Source organism: Achromobacter sp. UMC46 (assembly GCF_014170335.1).
GTDB lineage: Bacteria > Pseudomonadota > Gammaproteobacteria > Burkholderiales > Burkholderiaceae_B > Achromobacter.
Window position 1 is genome coordinate 106,222 of the sequence record NZ_LZZS01000019.1, and the last position, 22,838, is coordinate 129,059.

Sequence of the window (22,838 nt, forward strand, 5' to 3'; positions counted from 1 at the left end):
TTATTTCTCCTTGCCGAACAGGCCGGCGGGGCGCATCAGCAGCACGACGGCCATCACGATGAACACGACCACGGTGGACGCTTCGGGATAGAACACTTTGGTCAGGCCTTCCAGCAGGCCCAGGGCCAGGCCGGTGACGATGGCGCCCATGATGGAGCCCAGGCCGCCGATGACCACCACGGCGAACACGATGTTCAGCAAGTTGGATCCCATCAGCGGATTGATCTGCATGACGGGCGCCGCCAGCACACCGGCCACGCCCGCCAGCGCCACGCCGAAGCCGTAGGTCAGCGTGATCATCACCGGCACGTTCACGCCGAAGGCCTGCAGCAGCTTCGGGTTTTCGGTGCCGGCGCGCAACATGGCGCCCAGCCGGGTGCGTTCGAACAGGTACCAGGTCGCGATGCACAGCGTCAGCGACGCCACCACCACGAATCCCCGGTACGCCGGCAGGAACATGAAGCCCAGGTCGAAACCGCCTTGCAGGATCTCGGGCGGCTCGTAACCGACGCCCGAGATGCCGTAGAAATAGCGGAACCCGCCCTCCATCATCAGCGCGATGCCGAAGGTCAGCAGCAGCCCGTACAGGTGGTCCAGGTGATACAGCCGTTTAAGCAGCGTCTTTTCGATCACGACGCCGACCGCGCCCACCAGCAGCGGCGCCAGGATCAGCGCCGCCCAGAAGTTGATCTGCACCCCGGGCCCCAGCAGCTGCGGCAGCTGCGTGAAGCCGATCCACGCCAGGAACGCCGCCATCATGAACTGGGCGCCGTGCGTGAAGTTGACGATGTTGAGCAGGCCGAAGATGATGGCCAGCCCCATGCTCAGGATGGCGTAGAAGCAGCCGTTGATCAGCCCCACCAGCAGTTGGGCGAGCAGGGCGGGAAGCGAGATGTCGAACATGGCGGGCGGCGTGAGGGGTTTACGACTTGTTCAACGGGCAAGCGGCCTGCGGCTTGGGGAACACGTCCTCGCCCTTCAGCACCGATTTCACGTTGTAGTAGTCCCACGGGGCCTTGGATTGCGCCGGCGTCTTCACTTGCAATAGCAGCATGTCGTGCACCAGGGCGCCGTCCGCGCGCAGTTTCCCGTTGCGGATCACGGCGTCGTTGATGGTCATTTCACGCAGCTTGGCCATCACGGTGGGCGCATCGTCGGTGCCTGCGGCTTCGACCGCCTTCAGGTACGACAGCGTGGCCGAGTACACGCCGGCCTGCGAAGCCGTCGGCATCTTCTTGGCTTTTTCGAAGAACTTCTTGGCCCAGGCGCGCGATGCGTCGTCGTAGTCCCAATAGAACGCCTCGGTCAGGTACATGCCCTGCGCCTTGGGCAGGCCCATGCTGTGCACGTCCGAAATGTAGGTCAAGAGCGGCGCCACGATCTGCTTCTTGTTGATGCCGAATTCGTTGGCCTGCTTGACGGCGTTGACGGTGTCGTTGCCGGCGTTGGCCAACGCGATTACGTCCGCCTTCGAGGCCTGCGCCTTCAGCAGGAACGACGAGAAGTCGTTGCCCGGGAAGGGGTGGCGCGACACGCCCACGACGGTGCCGCCGTTTTCCTTGATGACCTCGGTCGCGTCCTTTTCCAGCGAGTGGCCGAAGGTGTAGTCGGCGGTGATGAAGTACCAGGTCTTCTTGCCTTCCTGGACCAGCGCGCGCGCCGTGCCGGCCGCCAGCGCGTAGGTGTTGGTGGTCCATTGCGCGTTCAGCGGCGAGCACTTCTCGCCCAGGATCGCCGTGGACAGGCCGGCTGACGGCATCGTCACGCGGTTCTTCTGCTTGGCGATCTCCATTACGGCCAGCGCGGTGGACGCGGTGGGGAAGTCGGTGATCATGTCGACCTTGCCCTGGTCGAACCATTCGCGGGCCAGGTTGGCGGCCACGTCGGGCTTGTTCTGATGGTCGGCGGCGACCACTTCCACGGGCTTGCCCAGCACCTTGTTGCCCATCTCTTCGGCAGCCAGGCGGGCGGCGATCACGGAGCCGTTGCCGGCCAGGTCGGAATACACGCCGGACAGGTCGGTCAGCACGCCGACCTTGACGACGTCGTCGCTGATCTTGGCCTGGGCATGGACTGCGCCGGCCGCGCCCAGGGTAAGCAGCGCTGCTGCGATTCGATTCAATTTCATCTGACTACGCTCCGTGTAGGAAGGGGGGACTGCGGTCGGAAGGAATACAGCGGAAGACATCAAATGCCGAGCAGGGCGTTCAGCTTGTCTTGCGACTGCTGGACCTCGGCACGGTCGATCACGGCGACGACTTGGCCGTGCTCGATGACGTAGTGGCGGTCGGCCAGATGCTGCGCGAAACGGAAGTTCTGCTCGACCAGCACGGTGGTGTAGCCGCGCTCTTTCAATTGCCGGATCACGCGGCCCAGCGACTGCACGATGACCGGGGCAAGGCCCTCGGTGATTTCGTCCAGCAACAGCAAGCGGGCGCCGGTGCGCAGGATGCGCGCCATCGCCAGCATCTGCTGCTCGCCGCCCGACAGCCGCGTGCCGGGGCTGTGCGCGCGTTCTTTCAGATTAGGGAACATCGCGTAGATCTCTTCCACCGACATCCCGCCCGGCCCCACCGAAGGCAGCAGCATGAGGTTCTCCTCGGCGGTCAACGACGCGTAGATGCCGCGTTCCTCGGGGCAATAGCCGATGCCCCGGCGCGCGATCTTGTGGGTGGGCATGCCCACTGTTTCCTGCCCCTGGAGCTTGATCGAACCGCTGCGGCGGCCGACCAGTCCCAGGATGGATTTCAGCGTCGAACTGCGGCCCGCGCCATTGCGGCCCAGCAGCGTCACGCATTCGCCGGCCTTCACGTCCAGATCGATGCCGTGCAGGATGTGCGATTCGCCGTACCAGGCGTGCAGGTTGCGGACTTCCAGCATGTTCGCGGCGGCGCCGGCCACGGCTTCATTCATCTTCGGCTCCCATGTAGGCTTCGCGCACCGCGGGGTTCTCCGACACGGTCGCATAGGGGCCTTCGGCCAGGATCTCGCCGCGTTGCAGGACGGTGATGGTGTCGGAGATGTCCGCCACCACCTTCATGTTGTGTTCGACCATCAGGATCGTGCGCCCCGCCGACACCTGCTTGATCAGGTGCTTGACCCGGTCCACGTCCTCGTGGCCCATGCCTTGCGTGGGTTCGTCCAGCAGCAGCAGTTCGGGTTCCAGCGCCAGCGTGGTCGCGATCTCCAGGGTGCGCTTGCGGCCGTAGGGCAGATCGCCCGCCGCCACGTCCAGGTGGGTGCGCAGTCCGACCTGGTCCAGCAGTTCCTCGACGCGGTGGTGCAGGCTTTCCAGGGTGCGTTCCGAGCGCCAGAAGCAGTAGTCCACGCCCAGCTTGCGCTGCAGCGCCACGCGCACGTTTTCGCGCACCGACAGTTGCGGGAACACGGCGGATATCTGGAAAGAACGCACGATCCCGCGGCGCGCGGTCTGCGCGGGCCGTTCCTGCGTGATGTCCACGCCGTCGTACAGGATCTCGCCGCGCGTCGGGATGTGGAACTTGGTCAACAGGTTGAAGAACGTCGTCTTGCCCGCGCCATTGGGGCCGATCAGCGCGTGGATGGCGCCGCGGCGCACGCTCAGGTCGACGTTGTTGACCGCCACGAATCCGCGGAATTCCTTGGTCAGGCCCCGGGTCTGAAGGATGATGTCGCTTGGCATGGTGTCCGATAGGCGTGCAGGGGGACAGGCCCCTCCGCGCCCGGCGGCCAGGCCGCGCGGCGGAGGGTTCGTGCTTGCGGGGGTGCTGCGTCCGGAGCGGGCGCTTACGTCGACTGGTACTGCTTGGGGCGCTTGGCGATCGCGGCCTGGATGATGGCCGTGCAGCGTTCGCGTTCCGCGCCGACCAGCGGCAGGCGGGGGCGGCGCACGTGCTCGTTGCCGACGCCGGCCAGGGTTTCGGCCAGCTTGATGTTCTGGACCAGCTTGGTCGACACGTCCAGGTGCAAGAGCGGCGTGAACCATTGGTAGAGCGCCAGCGCCTCTTGCCACTTGCCGGCCTTCATCAGGTCGTACAGCGCCACGGTTTCGCGGGGGAAGGCGGTGACCAGGCCGGCCAGCAGCCCGTCCGCGCCCAGCGCCAGCGCTTCGAACGACAGGTCGTCCACGCCGATGAACAGCTGGTAGCGCGTGCCCAGCGCGTTGCGCAGGTCGGTCAGGCGGCGGATGTCGTCGCTGCTTTCCTTGATGGCGACGAGCCACGGGCAGTCGGCCAGTTCGGCCATGTGCTCGGTCTTCAGGTCGACGCGGTAGGCGACCGGGTTGTTGTAGATCATGCAGGGCTTTTGCGCCGCTTCCGCCATCGTGCGGATGCTCTGCATCGCCTCGCGTGCATCTGCCACGTAGATCAGCGACGGCATCAGCATGAAGCCATCCACGCCGAGTGCGACGGCGGCCTTGATGAAGCGCAGCGCTTCGCGGGTGCTGGTTTCCGACACGTTGGCCAGCACGGGAACGCGGCCGGCGCTGACTTGCACCGCGCAGCGCGTGACCTCGAGTTTTTCTTCGAGTGTCAGCGTGCTGGCTTCGCCTAGCGAGCCGCAGGTGACCAGGCCGTGGACCCCGTTGTCGATCAAGAAGCCGAAGTGCTTCTGCATCGCTTCGAAGTCGAGGGATTCGTCGGCATGGAACTTACTGGTGACGGCAGGAAATACGCCCTGCCAACGCACGTTACTCAACTGGCTTCTCCTCAGGATGCCGTCGCTTCAATGGCGGAGCGGCGAGCTGAAGCAAAGTCTAATATTCGTTAAATATATTTAATAGATATTTTTGCATGGGGGTTTCCCGAGATCGGGTTTTCCCGGCGGCATCACGGATCAGGCAGACAAGAAAAAAGCCCCGCGCGGTGGCGGGGCCGCAAGCACGGCAGGGCGTTCAGCCGGCTTTGCGCGTGTAGGCCCGGGTCGCGTCCTGCATGAACGTCTTGACCGCGGCGTCGTACTGCGGACCGCTGCGGAAGGCGCCCGAGTGCGAGGCGCCCTCGATCTTCACCAGCCGCTTCAGGTCCGGCGCCACGTTGCGGGCGGCCGCGAACAGCTCGTCGCTCATCGTGTGGGGCACCACGCGGTCGGCGGTGCCGTGCATGAACAGCATGGGCGTGTGCATGCGGGCCAGCTTGTCCACCGAATCGAAGGGCTGCGTGACCAGCAGGCCGGCCCCCGGTACCTTGCCCCAACGCAGCGTGCCCAGCATGGCGCCGATGCTGGTGAAGCTGGATTCCACGATCAGGCCCGCGAAATCCGGCTGTTCGGGGCGGGCGGCCAGGTCGATGGCGATGGCGCCGCCCAGGCTGTGCCCGTAGACGAAGCGGCGCGCGGGGTCGGGTTGCAGCCGTGCCAGTTCTTTCAGCCCGGCCATCGCGTCTTCCAGCGCGCTGTCCTCGGACGGCAGGCGCGGCGTAGAGGCGCCGAAGCCGCGGTAGTCGATGGCCAGGACGGAATAGCCCATGCGCGTCCAGCCGTCGATGCGGAAGGCGCTGCCGTTCAGGTTCCAGCGCGCGCCATGCAGATACAGCACCGTGGGCGCGCCCGCCTTGGGGCTTTGCAAATACCAGGCGCGCACCTTGTCGCCGTTGGCCAGCGCCAGGTCGTAGACCTCGGTGCCGGCGGCGGGCTCGCGCCACCAGGTCTGTGGTTCGGATTGGGGCGAGAAGATCGTCTGGCGCTGCCAGGAATCCAGTTGCGAACAGCCCACGACGCCAGCGGCGGCAAGCAGGGCGGCGACGAAAAGCCGGCGGGCGGAGAATCGGGGCAAGGCGGGCATGAAAGCTATGACCCTGTCGGGCCGGTTGGGTTCCGGCATCAGGATACTCCGGGATGTGCCTCCCGCGTCAGCGCCAGCCACGCCTGCGCCGCATGCGACAGGTAGCCGCCGCGCCGCCAGACCAGCACCATTTCCCAATCGGTGCCGGGGTCGCGCAGCGGTACGCGGCAAACGCCCGCCGGCAACGCGTCGTTGGCCTTGATGCGCGGCAGGAAGGCCACGCCCAGTCCCGCCGCCACCAGCGCCACGATGAAATCGATCTGGCCGCTGCGCGCGGCGATGGCGGGGGTGAAGCCCGCCCGCTGGCAGGCGTCGTGGACGATGCGGTTCAGCGCGAAGCCCGTCTCGAACAGGATGAACGGGGAATCGCGCAGCTCGCTCAGGCTTACCGATTCGGCGGCCGCGCGCGGGTGGTCGGCCGGCAGCAGCGCCATCAGCGGTTCGCGCGCCACCGGCTGCCATTCCACATTGCCGGGCACGGGCTGCAGCGATGCCGCCAGCTCGATCTCGCCCGCCATCACCATTTCCTCCAGCCGGCGGCTGCCATGCTCCACCAGGCTGATTTCGATGTGCGGATAGCGGCTGCGAAAGCGCGCGAACATCGGTGCAAATAGCGAACTGCTGCCCAGCGGCGGCAGACCCAGGCGCAGCACGCCGCGCTTGAGCCCCTTCAAATCGTCCAGTTCGGCGTAGAGGTCGTCGCGTTCGGCCAACATCGCCACGGCCCGCCGATAGACGATTTCACCCGCCTCCGTCAGCCGGACGGGCTGGGCCTGGCGGTCCAGCAAGGGCAGGCCAAGTTCGTCCTCCAGCTGGCGCACGGCCTTGCTGACCGTGGGCTGCGTGGCATGGATGGTCTTGGCGGCTTGGGAAAACCCGCCTTGGCGGACCACTTCCACCAGGGCGCGCAACGGGCGCAGGTCCATGGGTATGCCTATATCGAATAAGTCGGATTCTTCGAATTCATTTTATCTATGGCGACGCCAGGCGTAAAACATCAACTTGCCGCTGGAATTTGTCTGATGCCCCGCCCACTCTCTCGCGCCGCGCTGGTCTTGCGCCTTGCGCTGCGCCGCAGCCGCGTGCTGCAGATCGCCCTGATCGTCTTCTTCGCCCTGTTGGGCCAAGCCCTTGCCAATGCCTTCGACCTGCCCGTGCCGGGCGGCGTCATCGGGATGGCGCTGGTGCTGGCGCTGCTGGCCACGCGGCGGCTGCGCGTGCGCAACGTGCACCGCGGCGCCAGTTGGCTGCTGGGAGAAATGCTGCTGTTCTTCGTGCCCGCGGTCATGTCGCTGCTGGACCACCGCGAATTCCTGGGGATGCTGGGCGTGAAGCTGCTGGTCGTCATCTTGCTGGGCACCGCGATGGTCATGGCGGGCACCGCGCTGACCATCGAAATCTGCTATCGCTGGATGAATCGCCGTGCCGTCTGAGTTCAACCTGCTGTTCTGGCCGGCGGCCACCGTCGCGGCCTATGTTTGCGCGCGGCTGTTTTATCGCCGCCATGCCTATTGGTGGACGTCGACCCTGGTGGTGGCGCCTGCGCTGCTGTTGGCCTTGGCCATCGTCCTGCACACCGGATACCGCGACTACATGTCCGGGTCGCATTGGCTGATGGCGATGCTGGGGCCCGTCATCGTGGCCTTCGCGCTGCCGTTGTACGAGCAGCGCGCGCTGATCCGGCGCTACTGGCCGGTCCTGGCGGCGGGGGTGGCGGTGGGCAGCCTGATCGCCGGCGTCAGCGCCTGGATGCTGGGCAGCCTGCTCGACCTGCCGCCGGACCTGCGGCTGAGCCTGCTGCCGCGGTCGGTCGCCACGCCGTTCGCGGTGGCCGTGTCGTCGCATGTGGGCGGCGTGCCGGACCTGACGGCGGTATTCGTGATCGTGACCGGCGTGTTCGGCGCGGCCATCGGACAGTTGATGCGGCGTTGGCTGCCGCTGCGTTCGGCACTGGCGCGCGGGGCGCTGTTCGGCATGGGCGCGCACGGCGCCGGAACGGCGAAGGCCCGCGAACTGGCGGCCGAAGAGGGCGCCGTCGCGGGCCTGGTGATGGTGATGGCGGGGTTGTTCAACGTGCTGGTCACGCCCGCCGTCGTGGTCGGCCTGCTGGCCTGACGTGTCGAATCAGCGCAGCAGTTCCAGCGCCACCGGGTACAGGGACGCCACCAGCAGCAGCGCCATGCCCACGTTGAACGCGCGCACCGCCCAGGGCTTGTGCAGCACCCGGCGCAGCGCGGTGCCGAACGTGACCCACACGCCGATGCTGGGCAGGTTGACGATGCCGCAGACCAGCGTGGCGATGACGAGGTTGGCGAAGAAGCCGTTCTGCGGCGTGTAGGTCGCCACGACGCCCACCGCCATCACCCACGCCTTCGGGTTGACCCACTGGAACGCCGCGGCCTGCAGGAAGGTGAACGGCTTGCCGCGGGCTTCGCCTTCGTCCATGCCGCCGGAATTGGCGATCTTCCAGGCCAGGTAAAGCAGGTACGCGGCGCCGGCGTACTTCAGCACCGTGTACAGCTCGGGCACTTGCTGGAACACCGAACCCAGCCCGATGCCCACCAGGAAGATCATCAGCGTGAAGCCCAGGTTCACGCCCAGCAGGTGCGGCATGCTGCGGCGGAAACCGAAGTTCAGGCCGGACGAGGCCAGCATGACGTTGTTGGGCCCCGGCGTGATCGAGCTGACCAGCGCGAACAGCGCCAGCGGGCCCAGCAACGAGGCGGAAGCCAAGGGCACGTCGGCCCAGTTGGTCGGAAGCAGATTCATTTTTTGGTCCTGACAATAGCGCGGCGTCCGCCGGCGATAACGGCGATCACGGCAGCGGCGAAGACGAACGTCGACGGCTCCACGGATTCGCCAAACAACAATGCCGCCGCCACGACCGTCAGGAAGGGCTGCAGCAACTGCACTTGACCGACCCGGGCGATCCCGCCCACGGCCAGGCCGCGATACCAGGCGAAGAATCCCAGGAACATCGAACCGAACGCCAGGTAGGCGCAGGCGGAAATCACCGTGGCGCTAGGCCACTGGGCCTGCGCGGCCATCCAGCCGACCGGCGCCACCACCACGGGCGCGCTGATCGCCAATGCCCAGCATATCGTGCGCCAGCCGCCCAGCGTGCGTGCCGCGCGGGCGCCTTCGGCATAGCCCATGCCGCCCAGCACCACGGCCACCAGCAGCCACAAGTCGCCCGTGGACAGCGTACCGTGGCCCTGGCGCAAGGCAAAGGCCGTGACCAGCGCGGCGCCCACCACCGCCCAGCCCCAGAACGACGCCGACGGGCGTTCGCCGCTGCGCAACGCCGCGAAGGCGGCCGTCGACAGCGGCAACAGGCCGTTGAATACTGCGCCGTGCGAAGACGACACGCTCTGCATTGCCAGCGTAGAGGCCAGCGGCCAGCCTACGACGATGCCCAGCGCGGCCAGGATCACGCCAGGCCATTCCTGGCGCGTCGGCCGCCGGCTGCGCGTCAGCCACAGCAGGGCGATCGCCGGCACCGCAGCCACTAGCGCGCGTCCCAGGCCCACCAGCAGCGGCGCCAGTTCGGATACCGCCAGCCGCGTCATCGGCAGCGTCAGGGAAAAGACCAGTACGCCCAGGAAGCCGTAGCCATAGCCCTCCCAGACAGAGGGCGGGGCGAGGGGCGTGGCCAGCGGGGACGGATAGGGCGCGGATCGGGTCATGACGGTTGCCTGGGAGCGTGCGGACGGCAAGGAGGTGAGGGGGCTGGGGATGCTCGCAGTTGCGGGCTTTCCGTATTGCTGTCACTCTACGCATAGTTATCGGTACAGTACCGGTACACTTAGGCATATCACTTTAATCACTGGCCTGGTCGAATCCCCATGACAGTTGCCCCTGCTTCCGCGCCGTCGGCGCCCTCCATGCCCTGGCAGCCCGTGCGCCAGGCCGATGCTTCCCTGGTGACGCAGCTGGCCGATGGCCTGGCCCGCCGCATCGACGAACAGGGGTTGCGGCCCGGCACGCGCCTGCCCTCCATCCGCAAGATGGCCGAACAGTCGGGCGTCAGCCGCTTCACTGTCGTCGAAGCGTACGACCGGCTGGTGGCCCGTGGCCTGGTCCAATCGCGCCGCGGCGCGGGTTTTTTCGTGCGTGCGCGCAGTGGCCCCTTGGCGGCAGTGGCCACCGCGCCCGCCACGACGCTGGCGCCGCCGGCGCGAGTGGACATCGCCTGGCTGCTGCGCAGCATGTTCCGCGAAACCACCGCCTCGGGCATGCCGGGCGGGGCCGGCCTGCTGCCGGCCGAATGGCTGGACCCCGATATGGTGGCGGGCGCCGTGCGCGCGGTCGGCCGTTCGGTGCGGGCCAATCTGGTCAGCTACGGCCACCCGCAGGGCTTCGCGCCGTTGCGCCAGCAGATCGCCGCGTCATTGCAGAACGACGGCGTGCCGGCGCATCCCGAACTGAACCTGCTGACCACCAACGGCGTGACCCACGGCCTGGACCTGATCGCGCGCCACCTGGTCAAGCCGGGCGACACCGTACTGGTCGAAGACCCGGCATGGTTCGTCATCTTCGGCCGGCTGGCGGCATTCGGCGCGCGGCTGATCGGCGTGCCGCGCGGGCCGGACGGCCCGGACATCGCCATGCTGGAACGGATGGCGGCCGAGCACAAACCCAAGCTCTTCATCATCAACAGCGCCGTGCACAACCCGACCGGCCACACGTTGTCGGCCGGCGTGGCCTACGACATCCTGCGGATCGCCGAGCGCCACGATTTCCTGGTGGTCGAAGACGACACCTACGGCGAACTGCACCCCGGCGGCGCCATGAAACTGGCGGTGCTGGACCGCTTGAACCGCGTGATCCTCGTCAGCGGCTATTCCAAGACGCTGGCGGCCAGCCTGCGCGTGGGCTATGTGGCCGCCAATCCCGACATCCTGCAAAAGCTGGCCGACCTGAAAATGCTGGCCGGGCTGACTTCGCCCGAACTGGGCGAACGCGTGGTCCACCGCGTGCTGATGGAAGGGCAATACCGACGCCACATCGAACGCGTGCGCGCCCGGGTGGACGATGCGCGCCAGCGGTGCATGCGGGGGCTCCTGAAGCTGGGGCTGACGGTGCACCACGAGCCCAACGCGGGGATGTTCGTGTGGGCCGATTGCGGGCGCGACACGGAAGTGCTGGCGCGCGAGGCCGCCGACCGGGGCATGCTGCTGGCGCCGGGCACGCTGTTCTCGCCGTCCCAGGCGCCCTCGACCATGCTGCGCTTTTCGGTTTCGATCGCGGATGACCGGGGCATCTGGACAGAATTGGAAAAACTCTTCGCGCAAAACGGCTCCTACAATCAATAATACGCAGCTGTCTATCTGAAGGAACCGCCATGTCCGCACCCATCAAACCCCTGACCGAAAACTTTGCCGTCGCGCCTCAATTGGGTCCCGACGACATGGCCGATGTGGCCGCCGCCGGCTACAAGAGCGTCATCATCAACCGCCCCGACTTTGAAGGCGGCCCGGACCAGCCCACCGCTGCCGACGTGTCCAAGGCCGCGGCCGCCGCCGGCCTGGCGGTGGAATACCAGCCCGTGGTGGGCAGCGCCATGACGGTGTCCGACGTGGTGCGCTTCGCCGAACTGCTCAAGACCCTGCCGGGCCCCGTGCTGGCCTATTGCCGCACCGGCACCCGCTGCACCAATCTCTTCGCCGCCGCCCAGCAACTGGGCTGAAACGGCGCTTGACGCGCATCAATCCCGCCGGGTTCCATTGATGTGAACCTGGCGGCTTTCCGGTAGCATAAAGATTCCTCTCAAACAGGAGCAGGCAAGATGTTCAAGAAGATCCTGATTCCCACCGACGGTTCGCCGCTGTCGGCCCAAGCCGCCAACGCGGGCATTTCCTTCGCACGTTCCGTGGGCGCTGAAGTCGTCGCCCTGTACGTGACGCAGCCCTTTGCCGCCACGATCGGTTTTGACGGCATGGCCGCGGCCTACGCCATCACCGACGAAGACTACGAAAAGGCATCGGCCGAGCAAGCCGACAAGTACCTGAAGCAGATCACCGACCGCGCCGACACCGGCGGCGTCAAGTCCGAATCGCGCGCCGTGTCCAACTTCAACGTGGCCGACGGCATCGTGCAGGCCGCCACCGACGCTGGTTGCGACCTGATCTTCATCGGCAGCCACGGCCGCAGCGGCCTGTCGCGCCTGCTGCTGGGCAGCGTCACGGCCAAGGTGCTGTCGCTGGCCAGCACCGCCGTGCTGGTCTACCGCGTCAAGGAAGAAAAGAAGTAAGTGCCACGCCCGGCGTCATGCCGGTGCAAGCGCGATAAAGCCCCTTGCAAGCAAGGGGCTTTTTTTTGCCTATTGCGGCCATGAATTTCTTTTTTCCGGTCCGCCGCCGATTGGTTCTTGTATCTTGCCGTGCGGCGCGTAATATTTACGCATCAGCGCGGGCGCGGTTCCGCATTCCCCAGTACTCCACGCGGCATGGCGCCCGCCGCGGCAGCGCCCGGTCGGGCTTGCCGTACGTGCATAGTGGTTCACTGCAAGGAAGAGGCCATGACTCGCAAGACGCGTATCGAGCTTTACCGCAATATCGGCATCAGCGCCCATATCGACGCGGGCAAAACGACGACGACCGAGCGCATCCTCTTCTACACCGGCATCACCCACAAGATCGGCGAAGTCCATGACGGCGCCGCCGTGATGGACTGGATGGAGCAAGAGCAGGAACGCGGCATCACCATCACGTCGGCCGCCACCACCGCCTTCTGGAAGGGCATGGCGGGCAACTATCCCGAACACCGCATCAACATCATCGACACGCCAGGGCACGTGGACTTCACCATCGAAGTCGAACGGTCCATGCGCGTGCTGGACGGCGCCGTCATGGTCTATGACGCGGTGGGCGGCGTGCAGCCGCAGTCCGAAACCGTCTGGCGGCAAGCCAACAAATACAAGGTGCCGCGGCTGGCCTTCGTCAACAAGATGGACCGCGTAGGCGCGGACTTCCTGCGCGTGCAGCGCCAGATCGCCGAACGGCTCAAAGGCGACGCCGTGCCGATCCAGTTGCCGGTGGGCGCCGAAGACCATTTCGAAGGCGTGATCGACCTGGTCAAGATGAAGGCCATCATCTGGGACGACGCCAGCCAGGGCGTGAAGTTCAAGTACGAGGACATCCCCGCGTCCATGCTGGACGAGGCGCAGACATGGCACGACAAGATGGTGGAGAAGGCCGCCGAGGCCAACGAGACCCTGCTTGAAAAGTACCTGTCGGGCGAAACCCTGACGGAAGACGAGATCAAGCTGGGCTTGCGCACGCGCACCGTCGCCAACGAGATCGTGCCCATGCTGTGCGGCAGCGCCTTCAAGAACAAGGGCGTGCAGGCGATGCTGGATGCCGTCATCGACTACATGCCGTCGCCGCTGGACGTGCCCGCCATCAAGGGGCACGACGAGCGCGATCGCGAAATCGAGCGCCATCCGGCCGACAACGAGCCGTTCTCGGCGCTGGCCTTCAAGATCATGACCGACCCGTTCGTCGGGCAGCTCGTGTTCTTCCGCGTGTATTCCGGCGTGGTGAAATCCGGCGACTCCGTCTACAACCCGATCAAGGGCAGGAAGGAGCGGCTGGGCCGCATCCTGCAGATGCACGCGAACGAACGCCGCGAAATCACCGAGGTGTATGCGGGGGACATCGCCGCGGCCGTCGGCATCAAGGACGTCACCACGGGCGATACGCTGTCGGATCCGGCGCACGTCATCATCCTGGAGCGCATGGTCTTCCCCGAACCCGTGATTTCGCAGGCCGTGGAACCGAAGACCAAGGCCGATCAGGAAAAGATGGGCATCGCGCTGAACCGCCTGGCGCAAGAGGACCCGTCGTTCCGCGTGCGCACCGACGAGGAATCGGGCCAGACCATCATCTCGGGCATGGGTGAGCTGCACCTGGAGATTCTGGTCGACCGCATGAAGCGCGAGTTCAACGTCGAGGCCACCGTGGGCAAGCCGCAAGTGGCCTACCGCGAAACCATCCGCAAGGCCTGCAACGAAGTCGAAGGCAAGTTCGTCAAGCAGTCGGGCGGGCGTGGCCAATACGGCCATGTGGTGCTGAAGCTGGAACCGCAAGAGCCGGGCAAGGGCTACGAATTCGTCGACGCCATCAAGGGCGGCGTGGTGCCGCGCGAATACATCCCGGCGGTCGACAAGGGCATCCGCGAATCGCTGAATGCCGGCGTGCTGGCGGGCTATCCGGTGGTGGACGTGAAGGCGACGTTGTTCTTCGGTTCGTACCACGACGTGGACTCGAACGAGAACGCGTTCAAGATGGCCGGCTCGATGGCCTTCAAGGAAGGCATGCGCCGCGCCGATCCGGTCTTGCTGGAACCGATGATGCAGGTCGAAGTCGAGACGCCCGAAGATTTCACCGGCAACGTGATGGGCGACTTGTCGTCGCGGCGCGGCATGGTGCAGGGCATGGAAGACATCGCGGGCGGCGGCGGCAAGGTGGTGCGCGCCGAAGTGCCGCTGGCCGAGATGTTCGGCTATTCGACGTCGCTGCGGTCGCTGACCCAGGGGCGCGCGACCTACACGATGGAGTTCAAGCACTACGCCGAAGCGCCGCGCCAGGTGGCGCAGGAAGTCATCGCGGCCCAGGGCGCGGGCCGCTGACTCCCCGCAACGGGGTCAGGCGGGGGCGGCCGCGGTGGCTGCCCTCGCCCGTATGCGCGAAGACGCCATCTTTACGCCCATCAGGATCATCACGAAGCCGTAAGCGTGGAACAGCTGCGGGGTCTCGCCCAGCAGGGGCCAGGCCAGCAGGGCGGCATACACCGGCACCAGGAACATCGACAGCCCCGCCGTGGCGGGGTCCGCCTGACTGATCAGCCGGCCGTAGACGTAGTAGGCGCCCAGGCTGGGCACCACAGCCAGGAACAGCAGCACGGCCGCCAGGCGCGGGTCCGTCCACGGCGGCGTGGCGCCCGCTGCGGCTTCGATGCCCGCAAACGGCGCCAGCGCCAGCACGCCGCCCAGCATCATCGTCGCCAGCCGGGCGCTGTCCGGCACGGCGGGCATGGCCAGGCGTTTTTGCAACACCGTGTAGAACGCCCAGCCCGTGGCGGCCAGCAGCACCCACAGGTCGCCCTGCCCGAAGGCCAGCCGGGCCAGCGCCTGGAGGTCGCCGCGCGACAGCACCACCAGCACGCCGCCCAGGGCCATCACCAGCCCGGCTGCCCGCAGCGCCGACAGCGGCTTGCGCCAGATCAGCGCTTCCAGCAGCGCCACCAGGATGGGGCTGCACGAAAAGATCAGGGCGATGTTGGTGGCGCTGGTGGTTTGCGCGCCGATGTATTGCGGCGCCACCGCTACGCCCATGCCCAGCACCGCCAGCGGCAGCAAGGCGGGCAGGCCGCGCCACAGGGCGCGGCGGTGCGCGCGCAGGGCCGGGGCGGCCAACGGCAGCAGGATCAGCAAGGCCAGCAGCCAGCGGCCGAAGGCAAGGAAGACGGGGGGAAGGCTGGCGTCGTGGGCCCAGCGGGCGGCGACCATGTTTGACGCGAACAACGCCGGGGCGGTCAGGAGCATGGCGGTGCCGGACAGGCCCAGGCCGTTTCTTGCGGGTACTGCTGCTGCGTGAGACATGGTTTCCAGCCACGCGGATCGGCGCGCGGATTGCTGCGTTGGAACTGCCGGCGCGCGCGCCGGGTTGTGCCGCGGCGCAGGCGTCGAAATCCGACGGGCGGGATAGGGCCCGTCTTGGTGGAAAGTCTACGGCTGGGGAAACAAAATAGGTTTCCTGATTCACGCCAGTTTGGCGGATTCTGAGGAATATCTATCTTGTAAAATCCGCTTTTGCAGGGATGTTCTCTTTATGGATCCGCCAGCCATGTCCGTCACCCCGAAAATCGACGAAACCGACCGCAAGATCCTGCGCGCCTTGCGCGCCGACGGCCGCCTGACCAACCTGAAACTGGCCGAGCAGGTGGGCCTGTCGCCTACGCCTTGCTGGAACCGGGTCAAGGCGCTGGAAGAGGCCGGCGTGATCGAGGGCTACGCGGCCTTGCTGAATCAAAAGGCGCTGGGTCTGCCGGATACCGTCATGATCGAGGTCACGCTGGAGCACCACGACGACGAGTCGCTGGCGCGTTTTGGCGAAGAGATCACCCGGCTGCCCGAAGTGGTCGAAGCCTTTCTGGTCACGGGCGAATACGACTACCTGATCAAGGTGGCCGTGGCGGGCACCGAAGGCTACGAAGAATTCCTGCGCAAACGGCTCTACAAGCTGCGCGGCGTGCGCCACAGCCGTTCCACGTTCGTCCTGCGGCGCTTGAAGCACACGCCGTCAGTGGAGCCGTAAGCGGGGCGGGCCTCAGCCCCCGATGAATTCTTCGATGGCGCCGTTGAAGGCGCGGGGGTTGCCCAGGTTCATGCCGTGCGACGATCCGATGACCGTCACGCGGTGCGCGTGCGGCACCCATTGCGACAGGGCGTCCAGTACGGCGGGGTAGGGGGCGGGGCTCAGCGCGCCGCCGATCAGCAATGTCGGCAGCTTCAGCGTGCCGATCTGCTGGGGCGTCAGGGCTTCGGGCTTTTCCTCCGCCTGGCCGAAAAGCGTGCCGACGTTGTCGCGCACCATTTCCTTGAACCACGGCACCATGCGCTGCCACGTGTCGGGCCCCGTCACCGTGTCCACGAATAGCGCCAGGCCTTCCTCGATGTCGCCCTGGCGGATCAGCGCCAAGGCGCGCTGGCGGAAGCCCCCGCGCGAATCGTCGCCGCCCGGAAGCGGCAGCCCCGGATCAGCCAATGTCAGGCTGCGCAGCGCGTCGGGCTGGCGCAGCGCGGCTTCCAGCGCCACGCGGCCGCCGCGGGAATGGCCCACCAGATGGGCGGGGCCGCCGGCGACGGTATCGATGAACTCCAGCACGTCGCTGGCATGCTGCTCGATCGAAAAACCGTCCCCTTCTCCGTTCCAGGCTTCCGGCCAGTAGCGGCGCAGGCACACCGCCAGCACCCGGAACGACTTGCCCAACGGCGCCATCTGCGACTTCCAGTAGCGGCAGTCCGACAGCGATCCGTGCACCAGCACCAGCGGCGTGCCGCTGCCGTACTCGGTGTAGGACATGGCGTAGCCGCCGATCAACGCGGTTTGCAGGGGCAGGACGGGTTCGGAACGCATGGAGGTCGGGAAGGGGAAAGCCAGGTCCGCATTCTAGCCCGCCGCCGCCCGGGGGCCAGCGCCGGCCGCCGCTGATAAACTCGGTCGCAGTCTTTCATGGAGCCCGCCACGATGTCCCCCGAGTCCCTCGCCGCCTTACCCGAATCCGCCCAACGCGTCGCCCGCCTGCTGCTTGAGATCGGGCATGACAAGCCCGTCGTCGTCCTGCCGCAATCGGGCAAGACCTCGGCGGAAGCGGCGGCGGGCCTGGGGTGCGAAGTGGCGCAGATCGCCAAGTCGATCATCTTCCGGCGGGCTTCCGACGATGCGCCGGTGCTGGTCATCGCCAGCGGCGCCAATCGCGTGGACGAGGCCAAGGTGGCCGGGCAGGTCGGCGCCCTGGCCAAGGCAGACGCCAAATTCGTGCGCGAAAAGACCGGCTATGCCATCGGCGGGGTCTGCCCGATCGGCCATGCCGTCAAGCCCGTCATGCTGCTGGATGCGGACCTGTTCAATTACGACAGCCTGTGGGCGGCGGCGGGCCACCCGCACGCCGTGTTCAATCTGACGCCGCGGCAACTGGCGGACATGACCGGCGCGCCGGTCGTGGATGTGGCCTTGCGCGCCTGAATTCACCGCATCCGGGACGCGAGCGCTGTTCAGCGCGGGTGTTCGTCCAGGCCGTCGATCAGTACCTGGCGCAGGCCCCGCGAGCAGACTTCCACCCGGCCCTGCACGCCGTAGACCTCCGCCAGCGAGGCCGGCGTGATCACGTCCTTCGGCGCGCCCTCGGCGTGCAACCGGCCCGCCTGGATCATCACGGCGCGGTCCGCGTGCTGCAATGCCACGTTCAGGTCGTGCAGCACGATGATGCTGATCAGCCCGTGCTCGCGCGTTTCCTGCTTCAGCAGCCGCATCACGTGGAACTGGTAGTTCAGGTCCAAGGCTGACAGGGGCTCGTCCAGCAGCAGCACGCGCGGATGGCGGATCAGCGCCTGCGCCAACCCCACCAGCTGCTTCTGCCCGCCCGACAGCGAATCCAGATAATGCAGGGCCAGGTGCGCGATGCCCAACCGGTCCAGAAGACGGTCGATGCCGGCCAGGTCCGTGCCAGCCGCCAGCGTGCCGCGGCTGGCGTTCGCCGCCACCAGCACCGATTCGAACACCCGCAAGTGCACCGCGGCAGGCAGGCTCTGGGGCAGGTAGACCATGTGGCGGGCGCGTTCGCCCACGCCCAGCCGGGTCAGGTCCTGTCCATCAAGCAAGACGTTTCCGGTGCGCGTGCGGACGAGGCCCGCCAGCGCTTTCAGCAAGGTGGATTTGCCGCTGCCGTTCGGGCCGAGCAGGGCGGTCACTTCACCTGCGGCAAGCGCCGGGATCGATAGCGCGTGCAGCACGTCGCCCCGGCCATAGCCGGCGCTCAGCTCCTGGATGCCCAGCGCGGCGCCGTGCGTCATGGCAATTGCCGGCGCAACACCACCGACACGAAGAAGGGGATGCCGACCAGCGCCGTCACGATGCCCACGGGCACGACGACGCCGGGCAGCAGGTTCTTGGAAACGACGGATGCCAGCGACAGGATCAGCGCGCCGACCAGCGCGCTGCCGGGCAGGTAAAAGCGGTGGTCTTCACCGAACAGCCGGCGCGCGATATGCGGCGCCACCAGCCCGATGAACCCGATGGTCCCCACGAACGCGACGGCCAGCGCCGACAGCAGGCTGACGCGCGCCAGCGCCGCGACGCGCACCCGGCGCACGTCCACGCCGAAACTGGCGGCGCGCTCTTCGCCCAGGCGTAGCGCGGTCAGCTTCCAGGACTGGCGCATCGCCAGCGGCAACGCCAACGCAATGGCCAGCGCCAGGACGCCCACCGTCGTCCAGCTGGAGCGCGACAGGCTGCCCATCGTCCAGAACACCAGGTTCTGCAGCGCTTCGGCGCTGGCCAGGAACTGCACCAGCGATACCAGCGCATTGAATGTGAACACCATGGCGATGCCGAACAGCACGACGCCCGACGTGTTCATGCCGCTCCAGCGGGCCACGGCGTCCAGCATCAGCGCCGCCAGCACGGCGAACAGGAACGCGTTTCCGGCGATCAGCCAGCCGTCGGGAACGCCCGGCAGCCCCAGCTGCAGCACAATCGCCAGCGATGCCCCGAACGCGGCGGCGGACGACACGCCCAGCGTAAAGGGGCTGGCCAGCGGGTTGTTCAGGATCGTCTGCATTTCGGCGCCCGCCAGTCCCAGCGCCATGCCCACCAGGGCAGCCATCAGGGCGGAAGGCAGGCGGATGTCCCACACGATCACGCGGTAGGTCGGATCGGCTGCGGCGGGCGCGCTCAGGGTCTGCCACAGATCGCGCCAGGGCAGGCCCGACGGGCCCACCGTGAAGTCGATCAGCAGCGCAATGAAAATCGCCGCCAGCAGCAGGGCGAGAAGCCCTGCGCGGCGGCGCAGGATGTGCCGGTAGGCGCTGACCGCGCTTGCGGCGGGAAGCATTACTGCAGCAGTTGCAGGCGGCTCTTGGCCGTGGCGGCAGCCGGCGCGTTCGGGTAGTCGCGAACGATGCGCTGCAGCGACGCCTTGGCGCCGGCGCGGTTGTTCAATTCGATCTGGCCGCCGGCGATGATCAGCAGGGCGTCCGGCGCGCGCGCGTTGTCGGGCGACTTCTGGACCATGCTGGTCAACTGCTCGATGGCGCCCTTGAAGTCCTTCATGCCGTAGCGGCTGCTGCCCAGGTAGAACTGCGCGCTGGGAGCCAGCTGGCTGTTCGGGTAGAGCGCGGTGAAGGCGGCCAGCGATTCTGCGGCGTCCTTGTATTGGCCCTTGCGGAACAGGTCCATCGCACCGTCATACGCGGCTTGCTCTTGCGGATCGCCCGCGGTGGCGCCCGGGGGATTCGTGCCGCTGGGAGCACCCGGCTTGGCGCTGGGTTGCTGGCGGGACACCAGTTCCAACTGGTCGCGCAACTGCGCCACTTCCTGCTGCAGGGATTGAATCTGGTCGGCCAATTGCAGCTTGGCGCGTTGGCTTTGCTCGTTCTGCTGCTGAACCTGCTGACGCAAATCCAGGATGGCCTTACGGGCTTCATCATCGGAAAAAGCGTGAGCGGGCGCCGTCAGGGCCGCAAGCACCAGGCCAGTGGCCACAATCAGAGGACGCAGGGACAGAACGTTATCGCGCATGAATATTCCCGGGTATAAAAACAAACGTCGGGACGGCCGGCTGACCGTCCCGACGCGTGGTAGGGCTCTTTGACTATGCGAAAAGCTTAACGCAGATAGTTGATATCGGCGCGACGGTTTTCAGCAAAGTCGGCTTCCGACGTTCCCGTCGACTTCGGCTTTTCTTTGCCGAAGCTGATGGCTTCGATCTGGTTGTCGCTGACGCCCAGCAGGGTCATCATGCGACGCACGGCGTCTGCACGACGCTGGCCCAGGGCCAGGTTGTACTCAGCACCGCCGCGTTCGTCGGTGTTGCCTTCGATCTTGACCTTCTGCTGCTGGTGCGAAGCCAGGTAGCGGGCGTGGGTTTCGACCAAGCCGCGGTACTGGTCCGACACGGTGTAGCTGTCGAAATCAAAGTACACCGAGCGCTGTTGCGCCAGGATGCTTTGGGGGTTAAAGGGATCAAGGATTTGGCCAGAGGCCGAAGATCCTTGGCCAGCGCCTCCGCCCTGACCCGCTTTATCGTCGAGAGGGACGGAGCTGCAAGCTGCCAGGGTGGCGGCCAGAGCGGCGATGGTTAGGCTTTTGGCAATGCGCGACTTCATGATAGTTCCTTTGCAAAGAGAGTCACACGTGTTATCGGGTAAATGGGCCCCAAGTCGGTTCACGTATTTCCCCGTTCAGTACCGAAAGCGTCTGCCGTACGCGGCCATCGCTCGAAACACCCGCAAGTACGCTACGTCCATTTTGGATGGCGGCGTATAGGACTTGCATGCCATTCGGCGCGAAACTTGGCGACTGATCGTCACGACCATCAGTGATCAAGGATTCGGAGCCTGAGGACAGGTTCAACGACGCGATTCGAAACGCGCCGTCGCGTCTTGCAACGTACAGCAGCGTCGATCCATCGGGGGAAATTCGGGGTGATATGTTGTAACCACCATTAAACGTGAGGCGGCGTGCTTCGCCACCTGTCGAGCCGGTCTGATAGATTTGCGGCCCGCCGCTGCGGTCACTCGTAAAGATAATGGAAGCACCGTCTGGCGTAAAGGTCGGTTCGGTGTCAATCCCGGGAGAACGCGTAACTCGCGTGGGATTGGACCCGTCGGACGCGCCAACGATGTAAATTTGCGACAAACCGTCACGCGTCAACGCCACGGCCAGCTTGGAGCCGTCGGGCGACCAGGCGGGGGCGCTGTTGTTGCCCTTGAAGTTGGCGACAGGCACGCGGGCGCTGGTGGCCAGGGTGTGCACGTACACGACCGGCTTGCCGGACTCGAAGCTCACGTACGCCAGCTTGGCGCCATCGGGCGACCAGGACGGCGAGATGATGGGCTCGCGCGAACGCAGGGCCACTTGCGGGTTCTGCCCGTCGGCGTCGGCCACTTGCAGTTCGTAGGTGGCGCCCCGCTTCAACACGTAGGCGATACGGGTCGAGAACACGCCGCGAACGCCGGTGATCTTCTCGTAGATACGGTCGGCGATCTGGTGGGCGACGCGGCGCAATTCCTGCTCGGTGCCCGAGAATGCCACGCCGTCCAATTGGCCCTTCTTGACCGTGTCGGCCAGGCGGTAGCGCACATCGTAGCGGCCATCGGCCCCACGGGTGATGCTGCCGTAAGCCAGGAAGTCGGCGCCTTTGCCGCGCCAGTCGTCATGGGCGACGGGCGAATCGACGTTCAGGCCCGAACCGGCGGCGTTGATCAGGCGGAACTGGCCCGTGCGGGTCAGGTCGGCGCGGATCACTTCAGCCAGGGCGCGACCATGGGTGTCGTCCACCGCGAAATCCGCGATCGCGACCGGATACTGCGTCGCGCCCGTGCCGGAAATATCAACGCGCAACTGGGCGTGGACCGGTTTCATTGCCATCAGGCAGGCCAGCGTCAGCATCAGCAAACCGAGCCCATACGATCGCCAGAGAGCGAGGAGGGAACCTCGTCGGCTATAAGCGGGAGTCATATTCATCAATCTCCTGTCAATCATACATTTTGTGCACTACGTCAATGAACTTGTCGTAGCCGCCCGTGGAGGGCTTCGGGAAGGGGTTGCAGCGGCGGATACCGGTCTCGACCGCGCGGTCGAACGCCGGGTTGCCGGAGGATTCGGTCAGCGAGACGCCGTTAACCTTCCCGTCAGTACCTAACTGTACCCGGTATTGCGCGGTCGGATTCCCGGATCCGCTGCGAGGCGGGGGCTGGTAAGCCACGCCGGGAAGGATGCAGGCGCGTACCTTGGCGGCATAGCCGTTATCGCGTCCGCCGCCAGCCTGGTTGCGGTCCGCCGTACCGCCGGGGATGCCTGCGGCACCCAGGGCGTCGCTGCGGAACGCATCCTTCAAGGCCTTGTCCGCGGCCGCCTTCTTGGCGGCGGCCGCCTTCTCGGCAGCGGCCTTTTCAGCTGCGGCCTTGTCGGCGGCCGATTTCTCGGCGGCAGCCTTGTCGGCAGCGGCTTTTTCGGCGGCAGCCTTCTTGGCGGCGTCGTCCTTGGCCTTCTTTTCGGCGGCGGTCTTGTCGGCGGCGGCTTTCTCGGCAGCCGCCTTGTCAGCGGCGGCCTTTTCAGCCGCGGCCTTATCGGCGGCAGCCTGGCGTTCTTGCTCCAGGCGCTTCTTTTCCTTCAATTCAGCCTGCTTGCGCTCTTCTTCCAGGCGCGCCTTTTCCTTGGCGGCCTCGGCGGCCTGGCGCGCCTTCTCTTCCTGCTCGCGCTTCTTCTTCGCTTCCTGGATCGCGATCTCGGGGTCCACTTCCTCGGTCTTGGCCGCAACCTCGGGTTCGGGCTTGGGCGGAGGAGGGGGG

Annotated in this window: 25 protein-coding genes; 8 read left to right on the forward strand and 17 right to left on the reverse strand. The window is 66.3% G+C overall.

The window, feature by feature from the left end:
* From A9973_RS16375 to A9973_RS16405, 7 genes are all read right to left on the reverse strand, one after another.
* On the reverse strand, positions 1-903 hold the full coding sequence (locus tag A9973_RS16375) for a branched-chain amino acid ABC transporter permease (protein WP_006217401.1): 903 nt from the start codon (positions 901-903) through the stop codon (positions 1-3).
* A gap of 19 nt (positions 904-922) precedes the next feature.
* Positions 923-2,128, reverse strand: coding sequence for an ABC transporter substrate-binding protein (locus A9973_RS16380; protein WP_183014790.1), 1,206 nt, complete (start codon positions 2,126-2,128; stop codon positions 923-925).
* Between the two features lie 59 nt (positions 2,129-2,187).
* Positions 2,188-2,913, reverse strand: a complete 726-nt coding sequence (locus A9973_RS16385) for an ABC transporter ATP-binding protein (RefSeq protein WP_183014791.1) — start codon at positions 2,911-2,913, stop codon at positions 2,188-2,190.
* Entirely contained in the window at positions 2,906-3,661 is a 756-nt protein-coding gene (locus A9973_RS16390; protein ID WP_183014792.1) for an ABC transporter ATP-binding protein, read from the reverse strand. The genes A9973_RS16385 and A9973_RS16390 overlap by 8 nt, the downstream gene beginning before the upstream one ends.
* A 104-nt stretch (positions 3,662-3,765) precedes the next feature.
* Positions 3,766-4,677, reverse strand: a complete 912-nt coding sequence (locus A9973_RS16395) for a dihydrodipicolinate synthase family protein (RefSeq protein ID WP_183014793.1) — start codon at positions 4,675-4,677, stop codon at positions 3,766-3,768.
* A gap of 196 nt (positions 4,678-4,873) precedes the next feature.
* On the reverse strand, positions 4,874-5,761 hold the full coding sequence (locus A9973_RS16400; protein ID WP_183014794.1) for an alpha/beta hydrolase: 888 nt from the start codon (positions 5,759-5,761) through the stop codon (positions 4,874-4,876).
* A gap of 38 nt (positions 5,762-5,799) precedes the next feature.
* The gene (locus A9973_RS16405) at positions 5,800-6,687 is read right to left on the reverse strand and encodes a LysR family transcriptional regulator (RefSeq protein WP_183014795.1); all 888 of its coding nucleotides are present in this window, start codon (positions 6,685-6,687) and stop codon (positions 5,800-5,802) included.
* Positions 6,688-6,783: 96 nt separating this feature from the next.
* Between A9973_RS16405 and A9973_RS16410 the strand changes: the two genes are divergently transcribed.
* Together A9973_RS16410 and A9973_RS16415 are read left to right on the forward strand one after the other, a co-directional pair.
* Positions 6,784-7,194, forward strand: a complete 411-nt coding sequence (locus A9973_RS16410; protein ID WP_183014796.1) for a CidA/LrgA family protein — start codon at positions 6,784-6,786, stop codon at positions 7,192-7,194.
* Entirely contained in the window at positions 7,184-7,876 is a 693-nt protein-coding gene (locus A9973_RS16415) for an LrgB family protein (protein WP_183014797.1), read from the forward strand. The genes A9973_RS16410 and A9973_RS16415 overlap by 11 nt, the downstream gene beginning before the upstream one ends.
* Positions 7,877-7,885: 9 nt before the next feature.
* On the opposite strand, the gene A9973_RS16420 is transcribed toward A9973_RS16415, so the two are convergent.
* Together A9973_RS16420 and A9973_RS16425 are read right to left on the reverse strand one after the other, a co-directional pair.
* Complete coding sequence (locus A9973_RS16420) at positions 7,886-8,530, reverse strand: LysE family translocator (RefSeq protein ID WP_183014798.1); 645 nt, start codon at positions 8,528-8,530, stop codon at positions 7,886-7,888.
* Positions 8,527-9,447, reverse strand: a complete 921-nt coding sequence (locus A9973_RS16425) for a DMT family transporter (RefSeq protein WP_183014799.1) — start codon at positions 9,445-9,447, stop codon at positions 8,527-8,529. The genes A9973_RS16420 and A9973_RS16425 overlap by 4 nt, the downstream gene beginning before the upstream one ends.
* Before the next feature lie 213 nt (positions 9,448-9,660).
* On the opposite strand from A9973_RS16425, the gene A9973_RS16430 reads away from it, so the two are divergent.
* From A9973_RS16430 to fusA, 4 genes are all read left to right on the forward strand, one after another.
* Entirely contained in the window at positions 9,661-11,076 is a 1,416-nt protein-coding gene (locus A9973_RS16430; protein ID WP_183014813.1) for a PLP-dependent aminotransferase family protein, read from the forward strand.
* Between the two features lie 29 nt (positions 11,077-11,105).
* The gene (locus A9973_RS16435; protein ID WP_006225970.1) at positions 11,106-11,450 is read left to right on the forward strand and encodes a TIGR01244 family sulfur transferase; all 345 of its coding nucleotides are present in this window, start codon (positions 11,106-11,108) and stop codon (positions 11,448-11,450) included.
* A gap of 99 nt (positions 11,451-11,549) precedes the next feature.
* Complete coding sequence (locus tag A9973_RS16440; RefSeq protein ID WP_183014800.1) at positions 11,550-12,014, forward strand: universal stress protein; 465 nt, start codon at positions 11,550-11,552, stop codon at positions 12,012-12,014.
* A 267-nt stretch (positions 12,015-12,281) separates the two neighbouring features.
* Positions 12,282-14,393: an elongation factor G gene (gene fusA / locus A9973_RS16445; RefSeq protein WP_183014801.1), complete on the forward strand. Its 2,112-nt coding sequence runs from the start codon at positions 12,282-12,284 to the stop codon at positions 14,391-14,393.
* A 15-nt stretch (positions 14,394-14,408) separates the two neighbouring features.
* On the opposite strand, the gene A9973_RS16450 is transcribed toward fusA, so the two are convergent.
* The gene (locus A9973_RS16450; protein WP_255469186.1) at positions 14,409-15,365 is read right to left on the reverse strand and encodes a DMT family transporter; all 957 of its coding nucleotides are present in this window, start codon (positions 15,363-15,365) and stop codon (positions 14,409-14,411) included.
* Positions 15,366-15,609: 244 nt separating this feature from the next.
* On the opposite strand from A9973_RS16450, the gene A9973_RS16455 reads away from it, so the two are divergent.
* A complete protein-coding gene (locus A9973_RS16455; RefSeq protein ID WP_183014802.1) occupies positions 15,610-16,080 on the forward strand; it encodes an Lrp/AsnC family transcriptional regulator in 471 nt (156 codons plus the stop codon).
* Between the two features lie 12 nt (positions 16,081-16,092).
* Here the strand turns inward: A9973_RS16455 and A9973_RS16460 are convergent, their stop codons facing one another.
* Complete coding sequence (locus A9973_RS16460; protein ID WP_183014803.1) at positions 16,093-16,902, reverse strand: alpha/beta fold hydrolase; 810 nt, start codon at positions 16,900-16,902, stop codon at positions 16,093-16,095.
* Positions 16,903-17,013: 111 nt separating this feature from the next.
* On the opposite strand from A9973_RS16460, the gene A9973_RS16465 reads away from it, so the two are divergent.
* Positions 17,014-17,511, forward strand: a complete 498-nt coding sequence (locus A9973_RS16465) for a YbaK/EbsC family protein (protein WP_183014804.1) — start codon at positions 17,014-17,016, stop codon at positions 17,509-17,511.
* A gap of 29 nt (positions 17,512-17,540) precedes the next feature.
* On the opposite strand, the gene A9973_RS16470 is transcribed toward A9973_RS16465, so the two are convergent.
* The 6 genes from A9973_RS16470 to tolA all read right to left on the reverse strand — a co-directional run.
* Positions 17,541-18,338, reverse strand: a complete 798-nt coding sequence (locus tag A9973_RS16470; protein WP_183014805.1) for an ABC transporter ATP-binding protein — start codon at positions 18,336-18,338, stop codon at positions 17,541-17,543.
* Complete coding sequence (locus A9973_RS16475; RefSeq protein WP_183014806.1) at positions 18,335-19,378, reverse strand: iron ABC transporter permease; 1,044 nt, start codon at positions 19,376-19,378, stop codon at positions 18,335-18,337. The genes A9973_RS16470 and A9973_RS16475 overlap by 4 nt, the downstream gene beginning before the upstream one ends.
* The gene (gene ybgF / locus A9973_RS16480) at positions 19,378-20,064 is read right to left on the reverse strand and encodes a tol-pal system protein YbgF (RefSeq protein WP_183014807.1); all 687 of its coding nucleotides are present in this window, start codon (positions 20,062-20,064) and stop codon (positions 19,378-19,380) included. The genes A9973_RS16475 and ybgF overlap by 1 nt, the downstream gene beginning before the upstream one ends.
* 86 nt (positions 20,065-20,150) lie before the next feature.
* Complete coding sequence (pal, locus tag A9973_RS16485; RefSeq protein WP_183014808.1) at positions 20,151-20,651, reverse strand: peptidoglycan-associated lipoprotein Pal; 501 nt, start codon at positions 20,649-20,651, stop codon at positions 20,151-20,153.
* 31 nt (positions 20,652-20,682) lie between these two features.
* The gene (gene tolB, locus A9973_RS16490) at positions 20,683-22,005 is read right to left on the reverse strand and encodes a Tol-Pal system beta propeller repeat protein TolB (RefSeq protein ID WP_183014815.1); all 1,323 of its coding nucleotides are present in this window, start codon (positions 22,003-22,005) and stop codon (positions 20,683-20,685) included.
* A gap of 16 nt (positions 22,006-22,021) precedes the next feature.
* A partial coding sequence (gene tolA / locus A9973_RS16495; protein ID WP_183014809.1) for a cell envelope integrity protein TolA occupies positions 22,022-22,838 on the reverse strand: 817 nt, incomplete at its 5' end.